Source organism: Paenibacillus sp. XP01 (assembly GCF_057364885.1).
In genome coordinates this window covers 2,429,335-2,445,547 of record NZ_CP139481.1, presented here as the reverse complement: position 1 = coordinate 2,445,547, position 16,213 = coordinate 2,429,335, and the positions used below count along the sequence as shown (strand labels likewise).

Annotated in this window: 16 protein-coding genes; 5 read left to right on the top strand and 11 right to left on the bottom strand. The window is 53.4% G+C overall.

Annotated elements, in window-relative coordinates; translation table 11 throughout:
- Positions 1–39 precede the first annotated feature (39 nt).
- The 4 genes from SNR34_RS11325 to SNR34_RS11310 form a co-directional block, all read right to left on the bottom strand.
- Positions 40–600 carry a GNAT family N-acetyltransferase gene (locus SNR34_RS11325; protein ID WP_486181893.1) on the bottom strand — a complete coding sequence of 187 codons (561 nt, stop codon included), beginning with the start codon at positions 598–600 and terminating at the stop codon, positions 40–42.
- Positions 601–687: 87 nt separating this feature from the next.
- A complete protein-coding gene (locus SNR34_RS11320; RefSeq protein WP_236417203.1) occupies positions 688–1,026 on the bottom strand; it encodes a L,D-transpeptidase in 339 nt (112 codons plus the stop codon).
- Between the two features lie 74 nt (positions 1,027–1,100).
- Positions 1,101–2,183 carry a ribosome small subunit-dependent GTPase A gene (gene rsgA, locus SNR34_RS11315; protein ID WP_343259500.1) on the bottom strand — a complete coding sequence of 361 codons (1,083 nt, stop codon included), beginning with the start codon at positions 2,181–2,183 and terminating at the stop codon, positions 1,101–1,103.
- Between the two features lie 453 nt (positions 2,184–2,636).
- The gene (locus tag SNR34_RS11310) at positions 2,637–3,230 is read right to left on the bottom strand and encodes a DUF2087 domain-containing protein (protein ID WP_236417201.1); all 594 of its coding nucleotides are present in this window, start codon (positions 3,228–3,230) and stop codon (positions 2,637–2,639) included.
- Between the two features lie 194 nt (positions 3,231–3,424).
- Here SNR34_RS11310 and SNR34_RS11305 point away from each other — a divergent pair, with 194 nt between their 5' ends.
- The 3 genes from SNR34_RS11305 (at position 3,425) to SNR34_RS11295 (ending at position 5,547) form a co-directional block, all read left to right on the top strand.
- Positions 3,425–4,423: a YpdA family putative bacillithiol disulfide reductase gene (locus tag SNR34_RS11305; protein WP_236417200.1), complete on the top strand. Its 999-nt coding sequence runs from the start codon at positions 3,425–3,427 to the stop codon at positions 4,421–4,423.
- Between the two features lie 5 nt (positions 4,424–4,428).
- Complete coding sequence (locus tag SNR34_RS11300; RefSeq protein ID WP_236417199.1) at positions 4,429–4,872, top strand: DUF441 domain-containing protein; 444 nt, start codon at positions 4,429–4,431, stop codon at positions 4,870–4,872.
- 162 nt (positions 4,873–5,034) lie between these two features.
- Complete coding sequence (locus SNR34_RS11295) at positions 5,035–5,547, top strand: ADP-heptose synthase (RefSeq protein ID WP_236417198.1); 513 nt, start codon at positions 5,035–5,037, stop codon at positions 5,545–5,547.
- A 162-nt stretch (positions 5,548–5,709) separates the two neighbouring features.
- Here SNR34_RS11295 and SNR34_RS11290 read toward each other — a convergent pair whose 3' ends face one another.
- Together SNR34_RS11290 and SNR34_RS11285 are read right to left on the bottom strand one after the other, a co-directional pair.
- Positions 5,710–6,156 (bottom strand): NUDIX domain-containing protein, encoded by a 447-nt coding sequence (locus SNR34_RS11290; RefSeq protein ID WP_236417197.1) that lies wholly within the window; start codon positions 6,154–6,156, stop codon positions 5,710–5,712.
- Between the two features lie 49 nt (positions 6,157–6,205).
- The gene (locus tag SNR34_RS11285; RefSeq protein ID WP_236417196.1) at positions 6,206–6,502 is read right to left on the bottom strand and encodes a HesB/YadR/YfhF family protein; all 297 of its coding nucleotides are present in this window, start codon (positions 6,500–6,502) and stop codon (positions 6,206–6,208) included.
- Between the two features lie 487 nt (positions 6,503–6,989).
- On the opposite strand from SNR34_RS11285, the gene SNR34_RS11280 reads away from it, so the two are divergent.
- Positions 6,990–8,735, top strand: coding sequence for an ABC transporter ATP-binding protein (locus SNR34_RS11280; RefSeq protein WP_486182440.1), 1,746 nt, complete (start codon positions 6,990–6,992; stop codon positions 8,733–8,735).
- 11 nt (positions 8,736–8,746) lie between these two features.
- On the top strand, positions 8,747–10,846 hold the full coding sequence (locus SNR34_RS11275) for an ABC transporter ATP-binding protein (protein ID WP_486181892.1): 2,100 nt from the start codon (positions 8,747–8,749) through the stop codon (positions 10,844–10,846).
- Between the two features lie 98 nt (positions 10,847–10,944).
- On the opposite strand, the gene SNR34_RS11270 is transcribed toward SNR34_RS11275, so the two are convergent.
- From SNR34_RS11270 to argS, 5 genes are all read right to left on the bottom strand, one after another.
- A complete protein-coding gene (locus tag SNR34_RS11270; protein WP_486181891.1) occupies positions 10,945–11,589 on the bottom strand; it encodes a YdcF family protein in 645 nt (214 codons plus the stop codon).
- Between the two features lie 3 nt (positions 11,590–11,592).
- On the bottom strand, positions 11,593–12,147 hold the full coding sequence (locus SNR34_RS11265) for a hypothetical protein (RefSeq protein WP_339277531.1): 555 nt from the start codon (positions 12,145–12,147) through the stop codon (positions 11,593–11,595).
- Between the two features lie 101 nt (positions 12,148–12,248).
- Positions 12,249–12,959, bottom strand: coding sequence for a hypothetical protein (locus tag SNR34_RS11260; protein WP_236417191.1), 711 nt, complete (start codon positions 12,957–12,959; stop codon positions 12,249–12,251).
- Positions 12,956–13,948, bottom strand: a complete 993-nt coding sequence (locus tag SNR34_RS11255) for an ATP-binding cassette domain-containing protein (protein ID WP_486182439.1) — start codon at positions 13,946–13,948, stop codon at positions 12,956–12,958. Before SNR34_RS11255 ends, SNR34_RS11260 begins: the two co-directional genes overlap by 4 nt.
- Positions 13,949–13,996: 48 nt before the next feature.
- Positions 13,997–15,718: an arginine--tRNA ligase gene (argS, locus tag SNR34_RS11250; RefSeq protein WP_486181890.1), complete on the bottom strand. Its 1,722-nt coding sequence runs from the start codon at positions 15,716–15,718 to the stop codon at positions 13,997–13,999.
- Positions 15,719–16,213: the final 495 nt, after the last annotated feature.

The following is a 16,213-nucleotide window of genomic DNA, read 5'->3' as shown; positions in this document are numbered from 1 at the left end:
CTTTTTTTTCCTGAATCTATCATCCAACACCATTCGACTTTAATCGATTCGAGGCACGCCATCATCAGCCATTTTCATGCCCTTCCCAAACGGTTCCAAACGGTTCCATCCAAACGCCACTTCCACCAGTTCTCGTCCGGCAATGGTGATCGGCTGCTTGCGTACAGGCCTCCCACCCATCTTTTCATAGAAACGGCAAGCCGGATTTTGCTCCAACGCCCAGATGACCATGCTCCCCATGCCGAGCTGCTGCAATTCCCGAACCATCGACGTCGCAAGCTGCCTTCCGATTCCTACTTGCTGCATGGCCTTTAATATGTAGAGCGCATAGAGCTCTCCTTCGTAAGGCAGGCTTCCTTCGCGCTCCTTTCCTCCTGAAGCAAAGCCGACAATCGTCCCGTCTTCCTGTTCCGCAACAAGCACAATCCGTTCCTCGCCTTGCTCGCAGAGCGCCTGCTCCCATTGAGGCAATCTCAATTCGATCGTCAGACGGTCCAGAAATGCATCAGGCACGATCCCCCGATACGTCGTCTTCCAGCTCTCGGTATGTACATGGGCGATCTGGCGTTCGTCACCTGCACAAGCTCGTCGAATAAGCATGGTTCCACTCCTCCTTTTCCGTTATTACTGCTATAGTCGGTTCGTGGATGATCCTATGAGTGCGCATGCTTTGCTGCATATCCGGCCCTAAGGCCGGATCGTTACCGTTGTGCCTACGCCAACTTTGGAAGAAAGATCCAGCACATCGCTATTATACATGCGAATGCAGCCATGCGACACCGATTTGCCAATGGACGAAGGATCGTTTGTGCCATGAATGCCATAATGCGGAGCCGACAGGCCCATCCAAAGAACGCCGAAAGGACCTCCGGGATTTTCCTGTTTGTTGATGATCGTGAATTCCCCCGTTGGCGTTTCCGTCAACATTTTGCCTATAGCTACCGGATACCCCTTCACGACTTGATCCCCGTCCAGCAGATATAACATATGATCCGAAAGATCCACGATAATACGATAATCAGGCATGCTGAAACACCTCCCGGCTCTATCTTATGCCGGTGCACCGGTACTGGCGCCAATTTGACCCTAATCCTCCCGGATCAATCCCAGTCATTCGCACGCAGGGCATGCTTGGGTTTGCGAGAAGAGGACGATTTGCCGGAGGCTCTCCGTTTGGCTGCCGTTTCCTCTTTGCGCTGCTGGTACATTAACTCTCTCTGCATTTTCAGATAATTATCCAGTCTTTTGCTATCCAGGGCTCCTGACTGAACAGCCTCCTTCACGGCGCACCCCGTCTCGCGGGTATGGCTGCAGTCCTGGAACCGGCAGCCGGCAGCCAACTGCTCGATCTCGCTGAAAGCCTGCGACAACCCGCTCTCTCCTTCATCCCATAAATGGAGCTCACGCATTCCGGGCGTATCGATCAATACGGCCCCCTGCTGAAGCACAAACATCTCGCGATGGGTCGTCGTGTGCCGCCCGCGGCTATCCGCTTCCCGCACTTGTTGGGTGAGCTGCACTTCCTTGCCCATGATCCAGTTCACCATGGTCGATTTTCCGCTTCCCGAAGATCCCGTCAGAGCGACCGTTTTCCCAGGCTGAAGCAGCCGATCCAGCTGCTCCTTGCCCTGGTCCGTCACTGCCGACAATGCAATGACTTCAATGCCGGGCGCAATGCTCTCCACTTTCGCAACCTGTTCATGCACGTTGTCGCACAGATCGCTTTTGCTTAGAATGATGACCGGGTTTACCCCGCCATTCCAAGCCATGATCAGGTAACGCTCAAGCCTCCGCAGATTGAAATCATGGTTCAAGGCAGCCACGATGAGCAGATGATCGACGTTCGCCGCGATCAATTGCTCCTTGGTCACCGGACCGGCAGCCTGCCGGGATACCCGGCTCCGACGCGGAAGGATGCCATGAATGACCGCTTCCTCGCCAGGCTCGCCCGTAATCGCAACCCAATCCCCCACTGCCGGCAATTCGCCGCTCTCCGCGCTTTCATGACGCATTCGCCCCGATACTTTGCCCCAGCATTCCCCCGATTCTGTCAGCAGTCGCTGCAGCTGTCCATGGTCTGCGATCACTCTTGCGGGCACTCTTGGCGGTACTCCGATGCCGGAACTCTTCCACGCTTCCTCCCATGACGTTGACCATCCATACTTATCCAATACTTTATTCAAAATCAAATTCCTCCCAAATGTTCATGCGATGATTTTCATTTCAATGAAACAGCCGACCGGACACGTCTCCGGCACGAAAACAAGAAAAAGCCACGGGCACAATGAACCCGTGGCTGTAAAACTTGCCGACAGAAGATGCACTTGAAGAGAGCAGAAACTTCACCATTCATACCATGGAAAAGAGAACTTGCTGCTTCCGTGCAAACTCCGATGACGACAAAAAAAGCCACAGGCCGTCTCCCGTAGCTTCTCGCTGCATATGGTTTGCCTAAGCAAACAACGATTGGGACTTACTTAGCCCATACGTATAAACGATATGCCTTGATCCGTTCCGGAGACGATATTCATGTTCCCATATGCGTATACTGCAATTAGAGCTGTCATATAACATCGCCTCCCTTGTAGATTTATCCAACATGTTACACATCCATCGCCGTCATTGTCAAGCGTTTTTTAGCGCACCTCATCCCAACGTGTCCACATTTCTTTCGGATTCAGCTCGTATACGCCGTCCTCCCGGTACATGAACTGATGCATGATGAACTCCCGACGGATGGTCGCGAAATCATCGTGATATTGTTTGATGAACTCATTGATCTCCTTCTCCGAGTACTTTCGCCCGAATTCAAGCTGCTCCGCCATATGTTCGAGCACGATCAGCTTTTTTTTGTACTGCGCCGGAATTTGCCGCAGCCGCCCGTCCTTGGCATAAAAATTCCGCATGACCGAAGCTTTCAGCGTTTCATTGACGTCACTCATATCCCCTGCAGCCTCCTTTTTGAAAATAAAATCAACCGATGCTTGCGCATGTTCCTTGATAAAATAAGGATTCAACGTAAAATACACCGTATTTTTTTCCCTGCGCTCCTTAATTAGTGCCGCTTCCCTCAATTTCGAGGCATGGTGCGTCACCGTGGGCTGGGACAGGTTTAGCCTTTCGGCAAGCGCCTGCCCATTCATTTCTCCTTGGGACAAAAGCAGCAACATGCGGAGCCGGGTTGGATCGGCCAATGCCTTGTGGTAAGCTACGATCTTCTCAAGCTGCATCCAATCTCCCCCTTTTGCACTTTCTTCAAATTAGATAAACATCTAATTTTATGTTAGTCTTTATTTTATGCCATGTCAATCGATAAACGCATGCCGCCGAGCCCTTTTTTCTGCGTAAAAACCTTGCGCAAACTGGCATTGTTCCTACTTTTGCGGTAGGATAATAGTGCTTGACATGAAGGAGGATATAGAATATGGAAGACGTCATCATTATCGGCGGAGGCCCCTGTGGCCTGTCTGCCGCCATTGAATGCGAGCGGCTCGGATTGTCGACCGTCATTGTAGAGAAGCACAATATCGTACATTCCATCTATTTGTACCCGACGCACATGCAGTTTTTCAGTACGGCGGAACTGCTGGAAATCGGAAACGTTCCGTTCAGCTCGCCCAACGACAAACCGTTCCGCTACGAAGCGCTCGCTTACTATCGCAAGGTTGCCGCACATTATGGGCTGCGGGTCCACAACTATGAAGAAGCCCGGGAAATCAAACGCAAGGAAGACGGAACCTTTGAGGTACATACGGTGAACCGACGGGGTCAAGTGACCATCCATGAAGGACGCAACGTCGTCGTGGCTACCGGTTATTTCGACCATCCCAATTATCTGGGCATTCCCGGAGAGGACAAAGAAAAAGTCACTCATTATTTCCGCGAAGCGCATCCGTACACGCGTACACGCGTCGCCATTATCGGTGGCAGCAACTCGGCCGTCGATGCGGCGATGGAGCTGATTCGTGTAGGGGCGCAAATCGATATGGTCTATCGCGGGACCGGCTTGTCCGAGCATATCAAACCATGGGTGCGCCCGCTGTTTGAAAGCATGGTGAACAAAGGCCTCATCACGCTGCATCTTGAGTCCCGCGTCTCCGAAATTTTGGACGACGCCGTGACGCTGCTTCATGCCGACGGCTCCACCAGCCGACTCGACAACGACTTCGTGCTGGCCATGACCGGCTTCCGCCCGGACCGTCAGCTGCTGACCTCGATTGGCGTGCAAATGTCGGAGGACATGGATAAACCGGTCTATGATCCGCAAACGATGGAGAGCAGCGTGCCTGGCATCTATGTCGGAGGCGTAATCGCATCCGGACGCAATGCCAATGAAGTCTTCATCGAATCGGGACGTTGGCATGGCAAGTATATTGCCGAACATATCATTCGTCAAAACCGCAGGCAGCCCGAAGGGAAATGAAAGCCATGGACATGACTTCCCTCCTGCTGCTCGCCTTCGCCGCGCTTGGGATTATTAGCAGCAACGCTCCTGTCACGGTGGCGATGGTGTTTCTGCTGCTTCTGCGCGTGCTTAACGTGCATCAGGCTTTTCCCTGGCTTGAAAAGTACGGACTGACCGTGGGCATCATTGTATTGACCATCGGGGTCATGGCACCGCTCGCCAGCGGCAAGATCAGCATGCAGACCATCGGCGCTTCCTTCCTGCACTGGAAGTCTTTGCTGGCCATCGGCGTAGGGATCCTTGTGGCCTATCTGGGCGGGCGGGGAGCCACGCTGATGGGTGCCCAACCAACGGTCGTTGCGGGGTTGCTGATCGGTACCGTTTTGGGTGTAGCCTTTTTCAAGGGCGTGCCGGTAGGACCGCTCATCGCCGCAGGGCTTCTTTCGCTCCTTCTCGGCAAATCATAAGCGAAAATAGGCGCTTGCCCCCTGTAGTCTGGCTGTAATTTCCATCGTTGTATGATATACTTCTATTCATGCATCGCATGGTCGACTGCTTGGAGCATATTCCTTGTTCGACATCGCTGTCATTGCAACTACTAACCCGGCCGCAGGAGGATTCAAGAACCCATGTCACGTCAGTTTGTTACGGAAGCCGTGATGGTGGCGATTTACGGTCAATTGCTCGCGCCACCCGCGCCTGTTGAATATATCGTTCCATATACCGCCGTCCTGGAATTGTATGAGTTTCAAACCAGCTCCGATCCGCTCATGGACAATACGGCAGACGATCTGCACGTCAAAGCCAAGGTCAATGAGTTGATCAGTTACTTCGAAGAACCGCTCAACAAGAAAAAAATAGAGCGTGCCCTGCTTGTCCCTTGGGGAAAAAGCCCTTCGATCCTGTTCGGGGATCAAGTATCGATCTCCATCGTCAATGCGGTGGACACCGCCCAGTATGGCGAATACTTCGATCCGATCGAAACGGAGCTGCTGCTCACCTCCCAGCGTCTGAACACCCCGATTCTCACGGATCAGGTTGATTTCATCGCCCGGATCATCGAGTCTTCCGCTCCGGTGCAAGTGTTTGATATCGACGATTTTGATTTTGCCATGGACGATGAACCTCTGGATCTGGTGTAGAACACCAATTCGAGGACACACCTTCCGAAAATAACGCAGGAGGAACAGGCATTGAAATGTCTTCCTTTCTCCGTATCGGTGTGCTGCGTCATTAAGCACCAAAAAAAGTCCTTCCGGCCTGGAAGGACTTTTTTTGGTGCAGCGAGCTGCCGTTCCTGTATCTTAGTCGTCTGATAGCTCAAGCAGCCGTCTGCTGATTTCATTCAGAGGCGGCAATGCATTCGAAGCAAAAAAATTCATGCCCACTGCACTATCCAGCCTCGAACGTACATGTTCATCCTGAACGATGAATGCCCTGAACACGGCAATGACGAAATAATCTTCGTCTCCGCTCGAATGCAGCTGCCGAAATTCCGGACCCGAGTATAATCCTTGAAGGCTCATGCCGTTGGCCGTCCATCCTGTCTCCTCCCACAGTTCGCGGGAAGCTGCATCCTCGACGGTTTCCCCTGGACGCATTTTTCCGACCGGAATCCCCCAGGGTCCTTGCTCGGCATGCTGGATCAATAACAGTTCTCCCTGTTCGTTCTCTGCCCGAATCGCTGCTTTTACAACGATGCGGGAACGATTTGCAATGTACTGGGCCAAGTCACGGACTGGCGGATTCACCTTCTATCCCCTCCTGTTCAAGACAGTCATGAGAAGAACATCAAACGTCTCAAACTTCGGAGTAACGGTATGCGATATCCTGGCCTTCTTCGACCACATCGACATGAAGCTCATGCCCCTTCAGATACCAGTAGTCATGTTCCTCCATGTAAAACCGGATTCCCGAAACTTCGGTCTGTTCGGCCGGGTGTTTCGGTTCCTCGACGGCGATGCCCAAAGAAAATCCCGGGTGCAAACCGCCCCCCGAACTGTAACGCGCAAAAAAACGAATGCTGTCCCCTTCATTCAAACTCAGTTCTTCCTTGTACCATTTTGCGGCACGATCAGATACATGTATGGCACTCATTCGGTGTCAGCTCCTTATCTCTATATATATTCCATCATATCGCTAGAATGTGTTCAACACAAACCCGATGCACGCCGAATAGGCAAATAAAGTTGTGAAAATCATTTGACAGATGGCAAAAGGCGATGGTAAGATGCAAACATACGAGTTCAACATTGAATTTATTTCCAAATGAAAGGGTGATCACGGTGTTTATACTGCATACATTGGATGGACTGCACACACAATTGAATACCGGAGCATCCCCGAAATTGTTGTTATTTCGTACCTATGATTGCGTGACAGAAGGTCATTAATTTCTGACTGCTGTTCTGTCTTTTCATATTGTAATCGGTGTACGGCGGTGGCTCTGCTCTCGGAGTCATGCTGCCGTATGGAAGATATCCCAAACATACCGCCTGCGTGCGGTGTGTTTTTTTTTGGATATGTTTCGGTCAACATGAACAGAAAAACGCATGTACACACCATGAAAGGAAGGGATTATACTTTGTTTTCTGTACTGAAAAACCTGGGCTGGTTCTTCCGGCTCGAGCGCAAACGCTACCTGATCGGCGTGATCCTGCTCATCCTGGTCGGCGTCATCGAGCTGCTGCCCCCTCGTCTTCTTGGCAATGCCATTGATGAGATTGTACGCGGTTCAATCACCAGCGCGTCGCTGGCCCGTTACATTTTGCTCATTATCGGTACGATCGTTTTGATTTATCTGGTTACGTACATATGGATGCATAAGCTGTTTGGCGGCGCCAACCTGGTTGAGCGCTTGCTGCGTTCGCGATTTATGGACCATTTGCTGCGGATGACACCGCCCTTTTTCGAGAAAAACCGAACCGGCGATCTGATGGCCCGGGCCACCAACGATTTACGATCCATCGCCACGACGGCCGGCTTTGGCATGCTGACCTTGACGGATTCCACGTTTTTTCTGGCAACCGTGCTCTTTGCGATGGGGTTTCTCGTCAGCTGGAAGCTGACGCTGGCGGCCATCCTGCCGCTGCCGTTCATCGCGCTGGCCATGATGATTTACGGCAAAGCCGTTCATCAACGCTACACGCTTGCGCAGGACGCCTTCGGGGACATGAACGATCAAGTGCTTGAATCGATTGCGGGCATCCGCGTTGTCCGGGCCTACGTTCAGGAACGGCTGGACCAAAAGCGGTTTGCCGACGTCACCGAAGACGTGTATCAGAAAAACCTGTCCGTCGCACGGATGGATGCCTTGTTCGAACCAACAATCCGATTGTTCGTCGGACTCAGCTACGTCATTGCGCTGGCATACGGCATCTATCTTGTGTTCCACAATGAAATTACGCTTGGCGATCTCGTATCGTTCAATATGTACCTCGGGATGATGATCTGGCCGATGTTTGCCATCGGCGAACTGATCAACCTGATGCAGCGGGGCAGCGCTTCTCTCGACCGGGTCAACGAAACGCTGCATGTCGAACCTGACGTGCAGGACATTGAGCGTCCTGTTCACATTGAGGTTCCGGATGAGATCGTCATGAACGATGTGACGTTCCGTTATCCTACTTCGACGGTAGACAATCTGAGCCACATTCATTTCACGTTGAAGCGCGGCCAGACGCTTGGCGTTGTCGGGCGCACGGGCAGCGGCAAATCCACACTGCTCAAACAGCTGCTCCACGAATATCCTGCCGGCGACGGACAATTGACCATTTCCGGCCAACCGATCCAGCATATCGCCAAGGATCAGCTGCACAGCTGGATCGGCTACGTTCCGCAGGAACAAATCCTGTTCTCCAAATCGGTGCGTCAAAACATTCAGTTCGGCAAGCCGGGAGCTACGGACGAGGAGATCATGGAGGCCATTCGCACGGCTGCCTTCGACGGCGATCTAGGAACGCTGTCCGACGGTCTGGACACCCTTGTGGGCGAAAAAGGCATTGCTTTGTCCGGCGGACAGAAGCAGCGGGTATCGCTGGCCCGTGCTTTTATCGCCGATCCGGACATCCTGATTCTGGACGACGCTTTGTCTGCGGTTGACGCCCGCACGGAAGCTAAAATTATCGAGAACATTCGCAGCAAACGTTCGGGCAAAACGACGCTGATTTCAACCCATCGCCTGTCGGCCATCGAACATGCCGACCGGATCATCGTGCTCGAACACGGGAAAATTACGGAAGAAGGTACCCATCAAGAGTTGTTGGCCATGAACGGCTGGTATCGCGAACAATATGAACGGCAACAGGTGGAATCCAATCTGTCCACGTAGGAGGTAACAACTTGAAATCCAATACAGGCAAAAGGCTGTTCCAATATGCCCTAAAGGCCAAAGGCACGTTTATTGCCGCTCTGATTATGCTTACCATTGGCGTAGCGGCTGAGCTGGCAGGTCCCTTTATCGCCAAATCGATGATCGACAATCATTTGCTCGCGGTCGAGCAGCCATTCTATGAAACGGCTGCCTCCTCGGAGGCAGCGGCCTACAACGGCAAATATTATAAACGAGAAGGCAAGTTTGAACCGGGCGAAGCCAAAGGTGCGGAAGTTCGCGTGCTTCAAGCCGGAACGAGCTTTTACTTTGTCAACGAAGCCGTAAGCACGCCGGATGGCGATCGCACCTACGCGGACGGCGTGCTGACGATTGCACGGGGAGGCGAAGTGGTTGGGCAGTACGCGGCAGCGCCGTTATCTGCGGGTGAACTGTATGCCTTTTATAAACCGGAAATGCCCGGCATCTATGAACTGATCGTGTATTATCTGATTTTCCTCGTCATCTCCATTATTATGGAATTCGGCAAAACCTATTGGCTGCAATCTTCGGCCAACAAAGTCATTCAACGCCTGCGAAACGACGTATATGCGCATATTCAGCGCCTGCCGGTTCATTTCTTCGATAACCTGCCGGCAGGCAAGGTCGTCTCCAGAGTCACCAATGATACCGAAGCCGTGAAAGACTTGTTCGTGGCGGTATTGTCCAACTTCTTCTCGGGCATCATCACGATTGCAGGGGTGTATGTCGCCCTGTTCCTGCTTGACTTCCGTCTAGGTTTGATCTCGCTGTTCGTGGTGCCGATGCTGATTGCCTGGATTGTCCTGTACCGGAAGTTCGCCACCCGTTACAATACGATCATTCGTTCCAGGCTGAGCGAGATTAATGCCATCATCAACGAATCGATCCAAGGCATGTCCATCATTCGCGTATTCCGTCATCAAAAGCAAACCCGGCAAGAATTCGAAGATTTGAACGATGACTATATGAAACACCAGAACAAAATGCTGAACCTGAATGCCTTCACCTCGCACAATCTGGTCAACGTGATCCGGAACCTCGCTTTTGCGGTAGTGCTCTGGTACTTCGGCTCGAGCGTAGTGGGAGGCGGAACGAGCATCGTATCGCTCGGCGTGCTGTATGCGTTCGTTGACGTGCTCGGCCGCCTGTTCCAACCGATTATCGGCATGGTCAACCAATTGGCCAACCTGGATTCGTCCCTCGTGTCCGCAGGCCGTGTGTTCGAGCTGATGGATGAACAGGGGGAAGAGGTCACCGATGGCTCCATGCCAAGGTACAAAGGCAATGTCGTCTTTGACGACGTATCGTTTGCCTACAAAAAAGATTATGTGCTGAACAACATCTCGTTTGAGGCTTCGCAAGGTCAGACGGTAGCGCTTGTCGGCCATACCGGTTCGGGCAAAAGCTCGATCATCAACCTGCTGTTCCGTTTCTATGACCCGCAAAAAGGCAGGATCACGATTGATGGGCAAAACGTGAAAGACCTGCCCAAACAGTGGATCCGCCAACATATGGGCATCGTGCTGCAGGACCCTTATCTGTTCACGGGAACGATCGCTTCCAACGTCAGTCTCGGCGATGAACGCATCAGCCGCAAGAAAATCGAGCAGGCGCTGCGCGACGTCGGAGCGGAACGTATTCTGGCACATCTGCCGCAAGGATTCGACGAACCCGTCATCGAAAAAGGAAGCACCCTATCCGCTGGACAGCGCCAGCTCATTTCTTTCGCCCGGGCGCTTGCCTTCGATCCAGCCATTCTTATTCTGGATGAGGCGACCGCCAACATCGACACCGAGACGGAGGCGCTGATCCAGAGCGCGCTGGAGGTGCTTAAAAAAGGACGGACGACGTTCATTATCGCCCACCGTCTCTCCACGATTCGTTCAGCGGACCAGATCCTCGTCCTGCATCGCGGCCGAATTGTTGAACAAGGCGCGCATGATGAGTTGATGGAACTGAAAGGACGTTATTACCAGATGTATCAGCTGCAGCAAGGGGCGTCAGCCGCTCCTTCCGGGGAAACCGATCATCTCGGAAATCTGGCACAAGCCGTACCGGCTTCTGCTTCGTTCGCGGGTGGCAAAGCTTAATCTGCCTGAAATCCAACGAATGACCCGAAACAAATAGACAAACCGCGTGATCCTTAACGAGGACCCGGGTTTGTCTTTTTGTGTTGAATTCAACGTAACTAACGGGAGGGGGACATCCATCCTTTCACCGTGTACCCCATGGTTAACACCGTTTCCCTTGCCAGAAAAGGCAGTTTGGTTCTCCACGTCTCATAAGCCGACGTACGCGTTGGCGAAGCGGCAGCATCCATGCCAAGCTGATGGGCCAACTTCATGGACCTCCTCATATGCAAGGGATCGCTAACGATGGTATACGTTTGAAATCCCGCTGCTTCTCCGACAGCAAGCGCGTAGATCAAATTTTCTTCCGTGACGGCGGACTCGGTTTCGATTTGAATTCGTGCAGGGTCTACCCCTTGCGCCAAAGCATAATCACGCCCCACCTCGGCTTCGGTGGGCAACCCTGGACCGGCGGAGCCGCCCGTAAAAACAAGATTACCGACCGTGCCCTGCTTGTACAGCATGATCGCATGCTCAATCCGGGCGCGAAATACGGGCGAAGGCTGATCGCCTGCAACGGCAGCGCCGAGGATGATGGCTGCATCGCTATGTCTTGCAGACTCCTCATCGGCGTAATCGACGATGCCCGCTGCCGTCACTGCCGTCCACAGGAATCCGGCCATGATTACGATGGCAAGGATGAGCGCAAATCGGCGGCGTTTATGGTTTTTCTTATGGCTAAACCTGAGTTCATCGGTAGTCATGCTTCACTGCTCTTCCTTTTCTTGCGAATAATCACAATCACTGCAGCTTTCGGCATGCATGCGCTCAAGCCGCTGCAGTGCCGCCGCAGTCTCGGCGTTCAATCCCAGTTGGGCCAGCCAGGCTCCCGTATATTGCTGAAGGGTATGCTCGAGCTCCTGGGCGCGGTCCTTGAACTCTTCCAACTCTTTGATCATGCGTCCCCGGCCCTCCGGGCTGAACGTCTCGTGAATGCGTTCTTTGAAATAATGATGCACGATGCTGTTGCGTTGTTTCCATATGGCGTTAAGCTGCCGGGCCTCATCCTCCGAAAAATGAAAATGATGGCGTACTTCATGGATCAGTTGTCCCAGCGAGCTGCTCATTTTCCGTTCATACAGGTCTTCCAGTTCTTCGTCGGACATCCCCTTGCCCTGAGACATCTTGGTCAGCAAGATCAGATTGACCAACTGTTGTTCCAACGCCTGCCCGTAGTATACGGCCAGTCCATAATAAGCGAACAACTCTCTGGAATGTTCCCCGTCCAGCATGGTGCCTTGCGGAATGTCCGTGTGCGGCATGAATGGCCCCTTTCCTATCCCTGGATACGGTCTGCAGGAATCGATGATTCCTATATCGTAACCAAACCGGAAGCAACATTCAAGCTTTGAAGTATGCCAACTTATTGCTGCATATCCCTTCGTCCCGACATCCATAGATGAATGGCCAGCAGCAGCGCAGCATAACTTGTCGCCCACAGCGTCAGCAGCACCATCGTCCCGATCCCCGCATTCTCAAACAACATCATCTCCCGGATCAAGTAAAAAGCCGGTGGCAAAACAACGCTGATCCACTGCAGCGATTGCGGCAAATGATCGCTTAACGAGCCCTGCACATTCGATAGCAGCAGAACGGCAATCAACGCAGGCAGGCTTCGGCTGAGCAGCGGCACATATGACCTTTGAAAGAAAACGCTGATTCCAAGACCCAACATGCAGAGCGAAAGATGTCCCAGCCAAGCCATCGCCCACTCCCCGCCGGTTGGGGGACGTTCAAACATACCGGTCACAACCGGATAGAACACCGTGAGGGCTGCCAGCCCGCACTGCATTATCCCGGCGCAAAACAACTGCCCCCACGCCACCTTGCGTTTGCTTCCGGCGTGTATCGTCAACAGTTGCTTCTGACCCGCGGGTTCCGTGTTCATGACGGTCACGGCGAGCCAGGCTGCGCCGAAAAATAGCAGCATGGCCGTAACGCTATAGCTGTCGGCAACCGGGTTGGGTTTGTACGAGTAGATGAGCAGCATGCCAAACAAGTAAAATACAACCGGCGCAAAATACCGCTGTGAACGGATGTAGTGCTTCAACATGTAAACGGTCAACGCAGTCATCGGCAACCTCCGTCCATCGGGCTTGCCGCATGCACGCCGGAGGCCTTGCACGATTCGTTGTCGTCATCCATGGCTGCCGGATGCTCGCCCTTGATCAATCGCTCCATATTCAATTGCTGACGTTCTTGCTGTACGCTCTCAATGGAACCGCCCGCATCGATCAGCATAGCGATGATCCGGTCCGAAGCATGGCGGGTTACCTTCCACACCCAGCGTCCGTCCGATGCCCCGCCGCCCGTTTCAGGCCGAACGTGCAGCACGCCTTCTTGCCCGGCCAACCGGATCGGACCTTCGAATAGCTGGGACTGTACCGAATGCGGGAGCAGGCTATGGATATAAACGAGCGGAGCCTCTGGCAATATGAAGTCGGCACGCTCCCATCGGCGGATGATGTCCCCTGCTTGCAAGACGTCCACTTGATCGGCCAAGCGTTCGATAAACAATGGCTCATGACAGGCGGTAATGATGGAAGCCCCCGCATCCTTCCATTGCCTTGCGATGGAAATGACGGCTTCCTGAGCCGCTGCGTCAAGTCCCGACAGCGGTTCGTCCAGCAGCAATAGCCCCCTTGGCCCGGCGAGCAGTGCCTGCAGCAAATTGACCTTCTGAAGCGTGCCCTTGGATAACGAGGACATCTTCTGATCCAGTGCTCCTTCAAGGCCAAGCCTGTCACTCTGCTCATGAATGATTTTGCGCAATGCCCCGGGACGGATCCCTTGAATGCGCCCCATTTGCCACAGATATTCCCATGAAGTAAACGGCAACCGCACGAGCCGATCAGGCGCATACCTGACCGGGACTTCCCGTTTGCGATGCATCGTGCCCTGGTCGGGATTCAGCAATCCTGCGATGACACGCAGCAGCGTGCTTTTGCCGGAGCCGTTTCTCCCGACCAGCACGATGCATTGTCCTTCATGCACTTGCAAATCGATATCTTTCAATACTTGGGAACCATCGAGTCGTTTGCCCACCTGCCGAAGCGAAATCAACCTTTTTGCGTCATTATACGCTGCTGTTCGGTTCATGGCCAATCCGGGTCACATCCGTTCGGGAGCCTGAACGCCAAGCAGATACAGGCTCCGGGCCAATCGCTCGGCCGTGCATTCGGCCAAAGCGATGCGGAATCGACGCACTTCCGGCGCAGCATCGGCAATTCGTTCCGCATGATAGAAGCGGTTGAAGGCTTGTGCTGCATCGATGGCGTATTTGGCAATCACGGACGGCTCGTTGCGTTGAACGGCTTTTTCCAGATACTGCGGATATTCGGACAACAATTTGAGCAGCGTCCATGCGGCATCGCCGATCTCTTCCGCTCCCGGTTGCTCCTGTCCTGCTTCCGGCGTTGCGGCGGAATCGTCGCCCCGCTCCAGGCCAGCAACCACTTTCGCTTTGGCAAGCACGCTATGGATCCGCGCATGGGTGTACTGCACGTAAGGCCCGGTCTCTCCTTCAAAACTTACGGCATCCTCCAACGAAAAGTCCACGTCGTTCAAGCGATTGTTGCGCAGGTCCCCGAACACGATGGCTCCGACGCCGACGGCTTCCGCCACGGCTTGCGCATTGGCCAATCCCGGGTTTTTCTCCTGAATGATGCGGGAGGCGCGGGCAACGGCCTCGTCCAGCACCTCCTGCAAGAAAACGACCTTTCCGCGGCGAGTGGACATTTTGCGTCCCTCAAACCGCATCAGTCCAAACGGAATGTGCTCACAGTGAGCGGACCATTTATGCCCCATTCGCGAAAGCACCGCAAACACCTGCCGAAAATGCAGCTTCTGTTCCCCGCCGACCACGTACAGCATTTTGTCAGCCTTCATCACATCATGGCGATAAACGGCCGTAGCCAGATCCCGGGTAGGATAAATGGTGGTGCCGTCCTGCTTGATGATCAGGCATGGCGGCATGTTCTCTTCATCCAATCGCACGACGAGCGCGCCGTCGCTCTCTTCCAACAAACCTTTGTCCCGCAGTTCCTCGACGACGGCACCCATCTTGTCATTGTAAAAGCTCTCGCCGAGCGTATAATCAAATGCCACATGCAAGCGTTCGTACATGCGGTCGAATTCCTTCATGCTGACTTCCACGAAAAAGGACCACAATTTACGGGCTTCTTCATCCCCATGTTCCAACTTGCGGAACCACTCGCGTGCCTCGGTCTCCAGGGACGGATCCTGTTCCGCCTCCTCATGGAATCTGACATAGAGCTCCAGCGACGTCCGGATCGGCTCTGCCAGCAAAGCCTCGTCATCTCCCCAACGCTTATATGCGGCAATCTGTTTGCCGAACTGGGTTCCCCAGTCTCCTAAATGATTCACGCTGACAGGGGCATAACCTGCCTCTTGGTACATCCGATACAGCGCAGCCCCAATCACCGTGGAGCGCAAATGCCCGATGCCGAACGGCTTGGCGATATTGGGAGAAGACATGTCAATGACCACTCGCTCGCCTTGACCCAGATCCAGCTTGCCAAATCCGGGCTTCATTAATTCGTTCAACATGGACGCAGCCGCTTCGACTCTGTTAAAACGAATGTTGACATATGGACCTGCACTGACGGCTTCGATCCCGCTGCCTTGTAACGACTCCGCGATCGAAGCTGCGATGGCTGCCGGAGCTTTTCGAAGCGATTTGGCCAATGCAAAGCAAGGAAAGGCCAGATCACCCATCTCCGGTTGCGGCGGCACCTCCAGCATATTCCGTACTTCCATTTCGTCCAATCCCGTCAAGGGAGACAACAACAGCGCTGCCTGTTTCTTTAACATGTTAACCACTCCTTATTCGTCATCACTTCCCCGGAAAACAAAAAAGCCCTCGTCTCCATATCAGAGACGAGAGCTGTAATCACAGTTCCCGCGGTACCACTCTAAGTAAACAGCACGCCTGAACCTCGTTCAGGAGTTCGCTGTTCCGCTCGATGCGAGTAACGGTCGCCAACCGGATCGCCCTCTTCCGCTGCCGCTCCATTTTACGCAAAACAGCACTGTTCGGACGACCATCTCACGGGTGCGGTTCGCACAGGTCACGGCATACCGGCTTCCACCCGCTCCGGCTCGCTGTCATGCATGATTCTGGTTACTCTCCCGATCATTGATCATCATCAATATGCAATTCATTTCCATCATTATACAGACCATGTGCCGGTTTGGCAACCGTCCTCCACGTTCTATCTCGCGAAAGCCATAAGGAAACAGCCTGGGTGCATTCAATCCGTCTCCGCGCTGGCTCCGTGTATCGCCATCCGAAAAAAACGCATCGTC

Excerpts from the sequence above, each read along its gene's own strand:
- SNR34_RS11305 (WP_236417200.1), top strand. The coding sequence starts at position 3,425 with ATGGAAGACGTCATCATTATCGGCGGAGGCCCCTGTGGCCTGTCTGCC.
- SNR34_RS11325 (WP_486181893.1), bottom strand. The coding sequence starts at position 600 with ATGCTTATTCGACGAGCTTGTGCAGGTGACGAACGCCAGATCGCCCAT.
- argS (WP_486181890.1), bottom strand. The coding sequence starts at position 15,718 with ATGTTAAAGAAACAGGCAGCGCTGTTGTTGTCTCCCTTGACGGGATTG.
- SNR34_RS11285 (WP_236417196.1), bottom strand. The coding sequence starts at position 6,502 with ATGAGTGCCATACATGTATCTGATCGTGCCGCAAAATGGTACAAGGAA.
- SNR34_RS11300 (WP_236417199.1), top strand. The coding sequence starts at position 4,429 with ATGGACATGACTTCCCTCCTGCTGCTCGCCTTCGCCGCGCTTGGGATT.
- SNR34_RS11295 (WP_236417198.1), top strand. The coding sequence starts at position 5,035 with ATGTCACGTCAGTTTGTTACGGAAGCCGTGATGGTGGCGATTTACGGT.
- SNR34_RS11265 (WP_339277531.1), bottom strand. The coding sequence starts at position 12,147 with ATGCCGCACACGGACATTCCGCAAGGCACCATGCTGGACGGGGAACAT.
- SNR34_RS11310 (WP_236417201.1), bottom strand. The coding sequence starts at position 3,230 with ATGCAGCTTGAGAAGATCGTAGCTTACCACAAGGCATTGGCCGATCCA.
- SNR34_RS11270 (WP_486181891.1), bottom strand. The coding sequence starts at position 11,589 with ATGACTACCGATGAACTCAGGTTTAGCCATAAGAAAAACCATAAACGC.
- SNR34_RS11320 (WP_236417203.1), bottom strand. The coding sequence starts at position 1,026 with ATGCCTGATTATCGTATTATCGTGGATCTTTCGGATCATATGTTATAT.
- SNR34_RS11260 (WP_236417191.1), bottom strand. The coding sequence starts at position 12,959 with ATGACTGCGTTGACCGTTTACATGTTGAAGCACTACATCCGTTCACAG.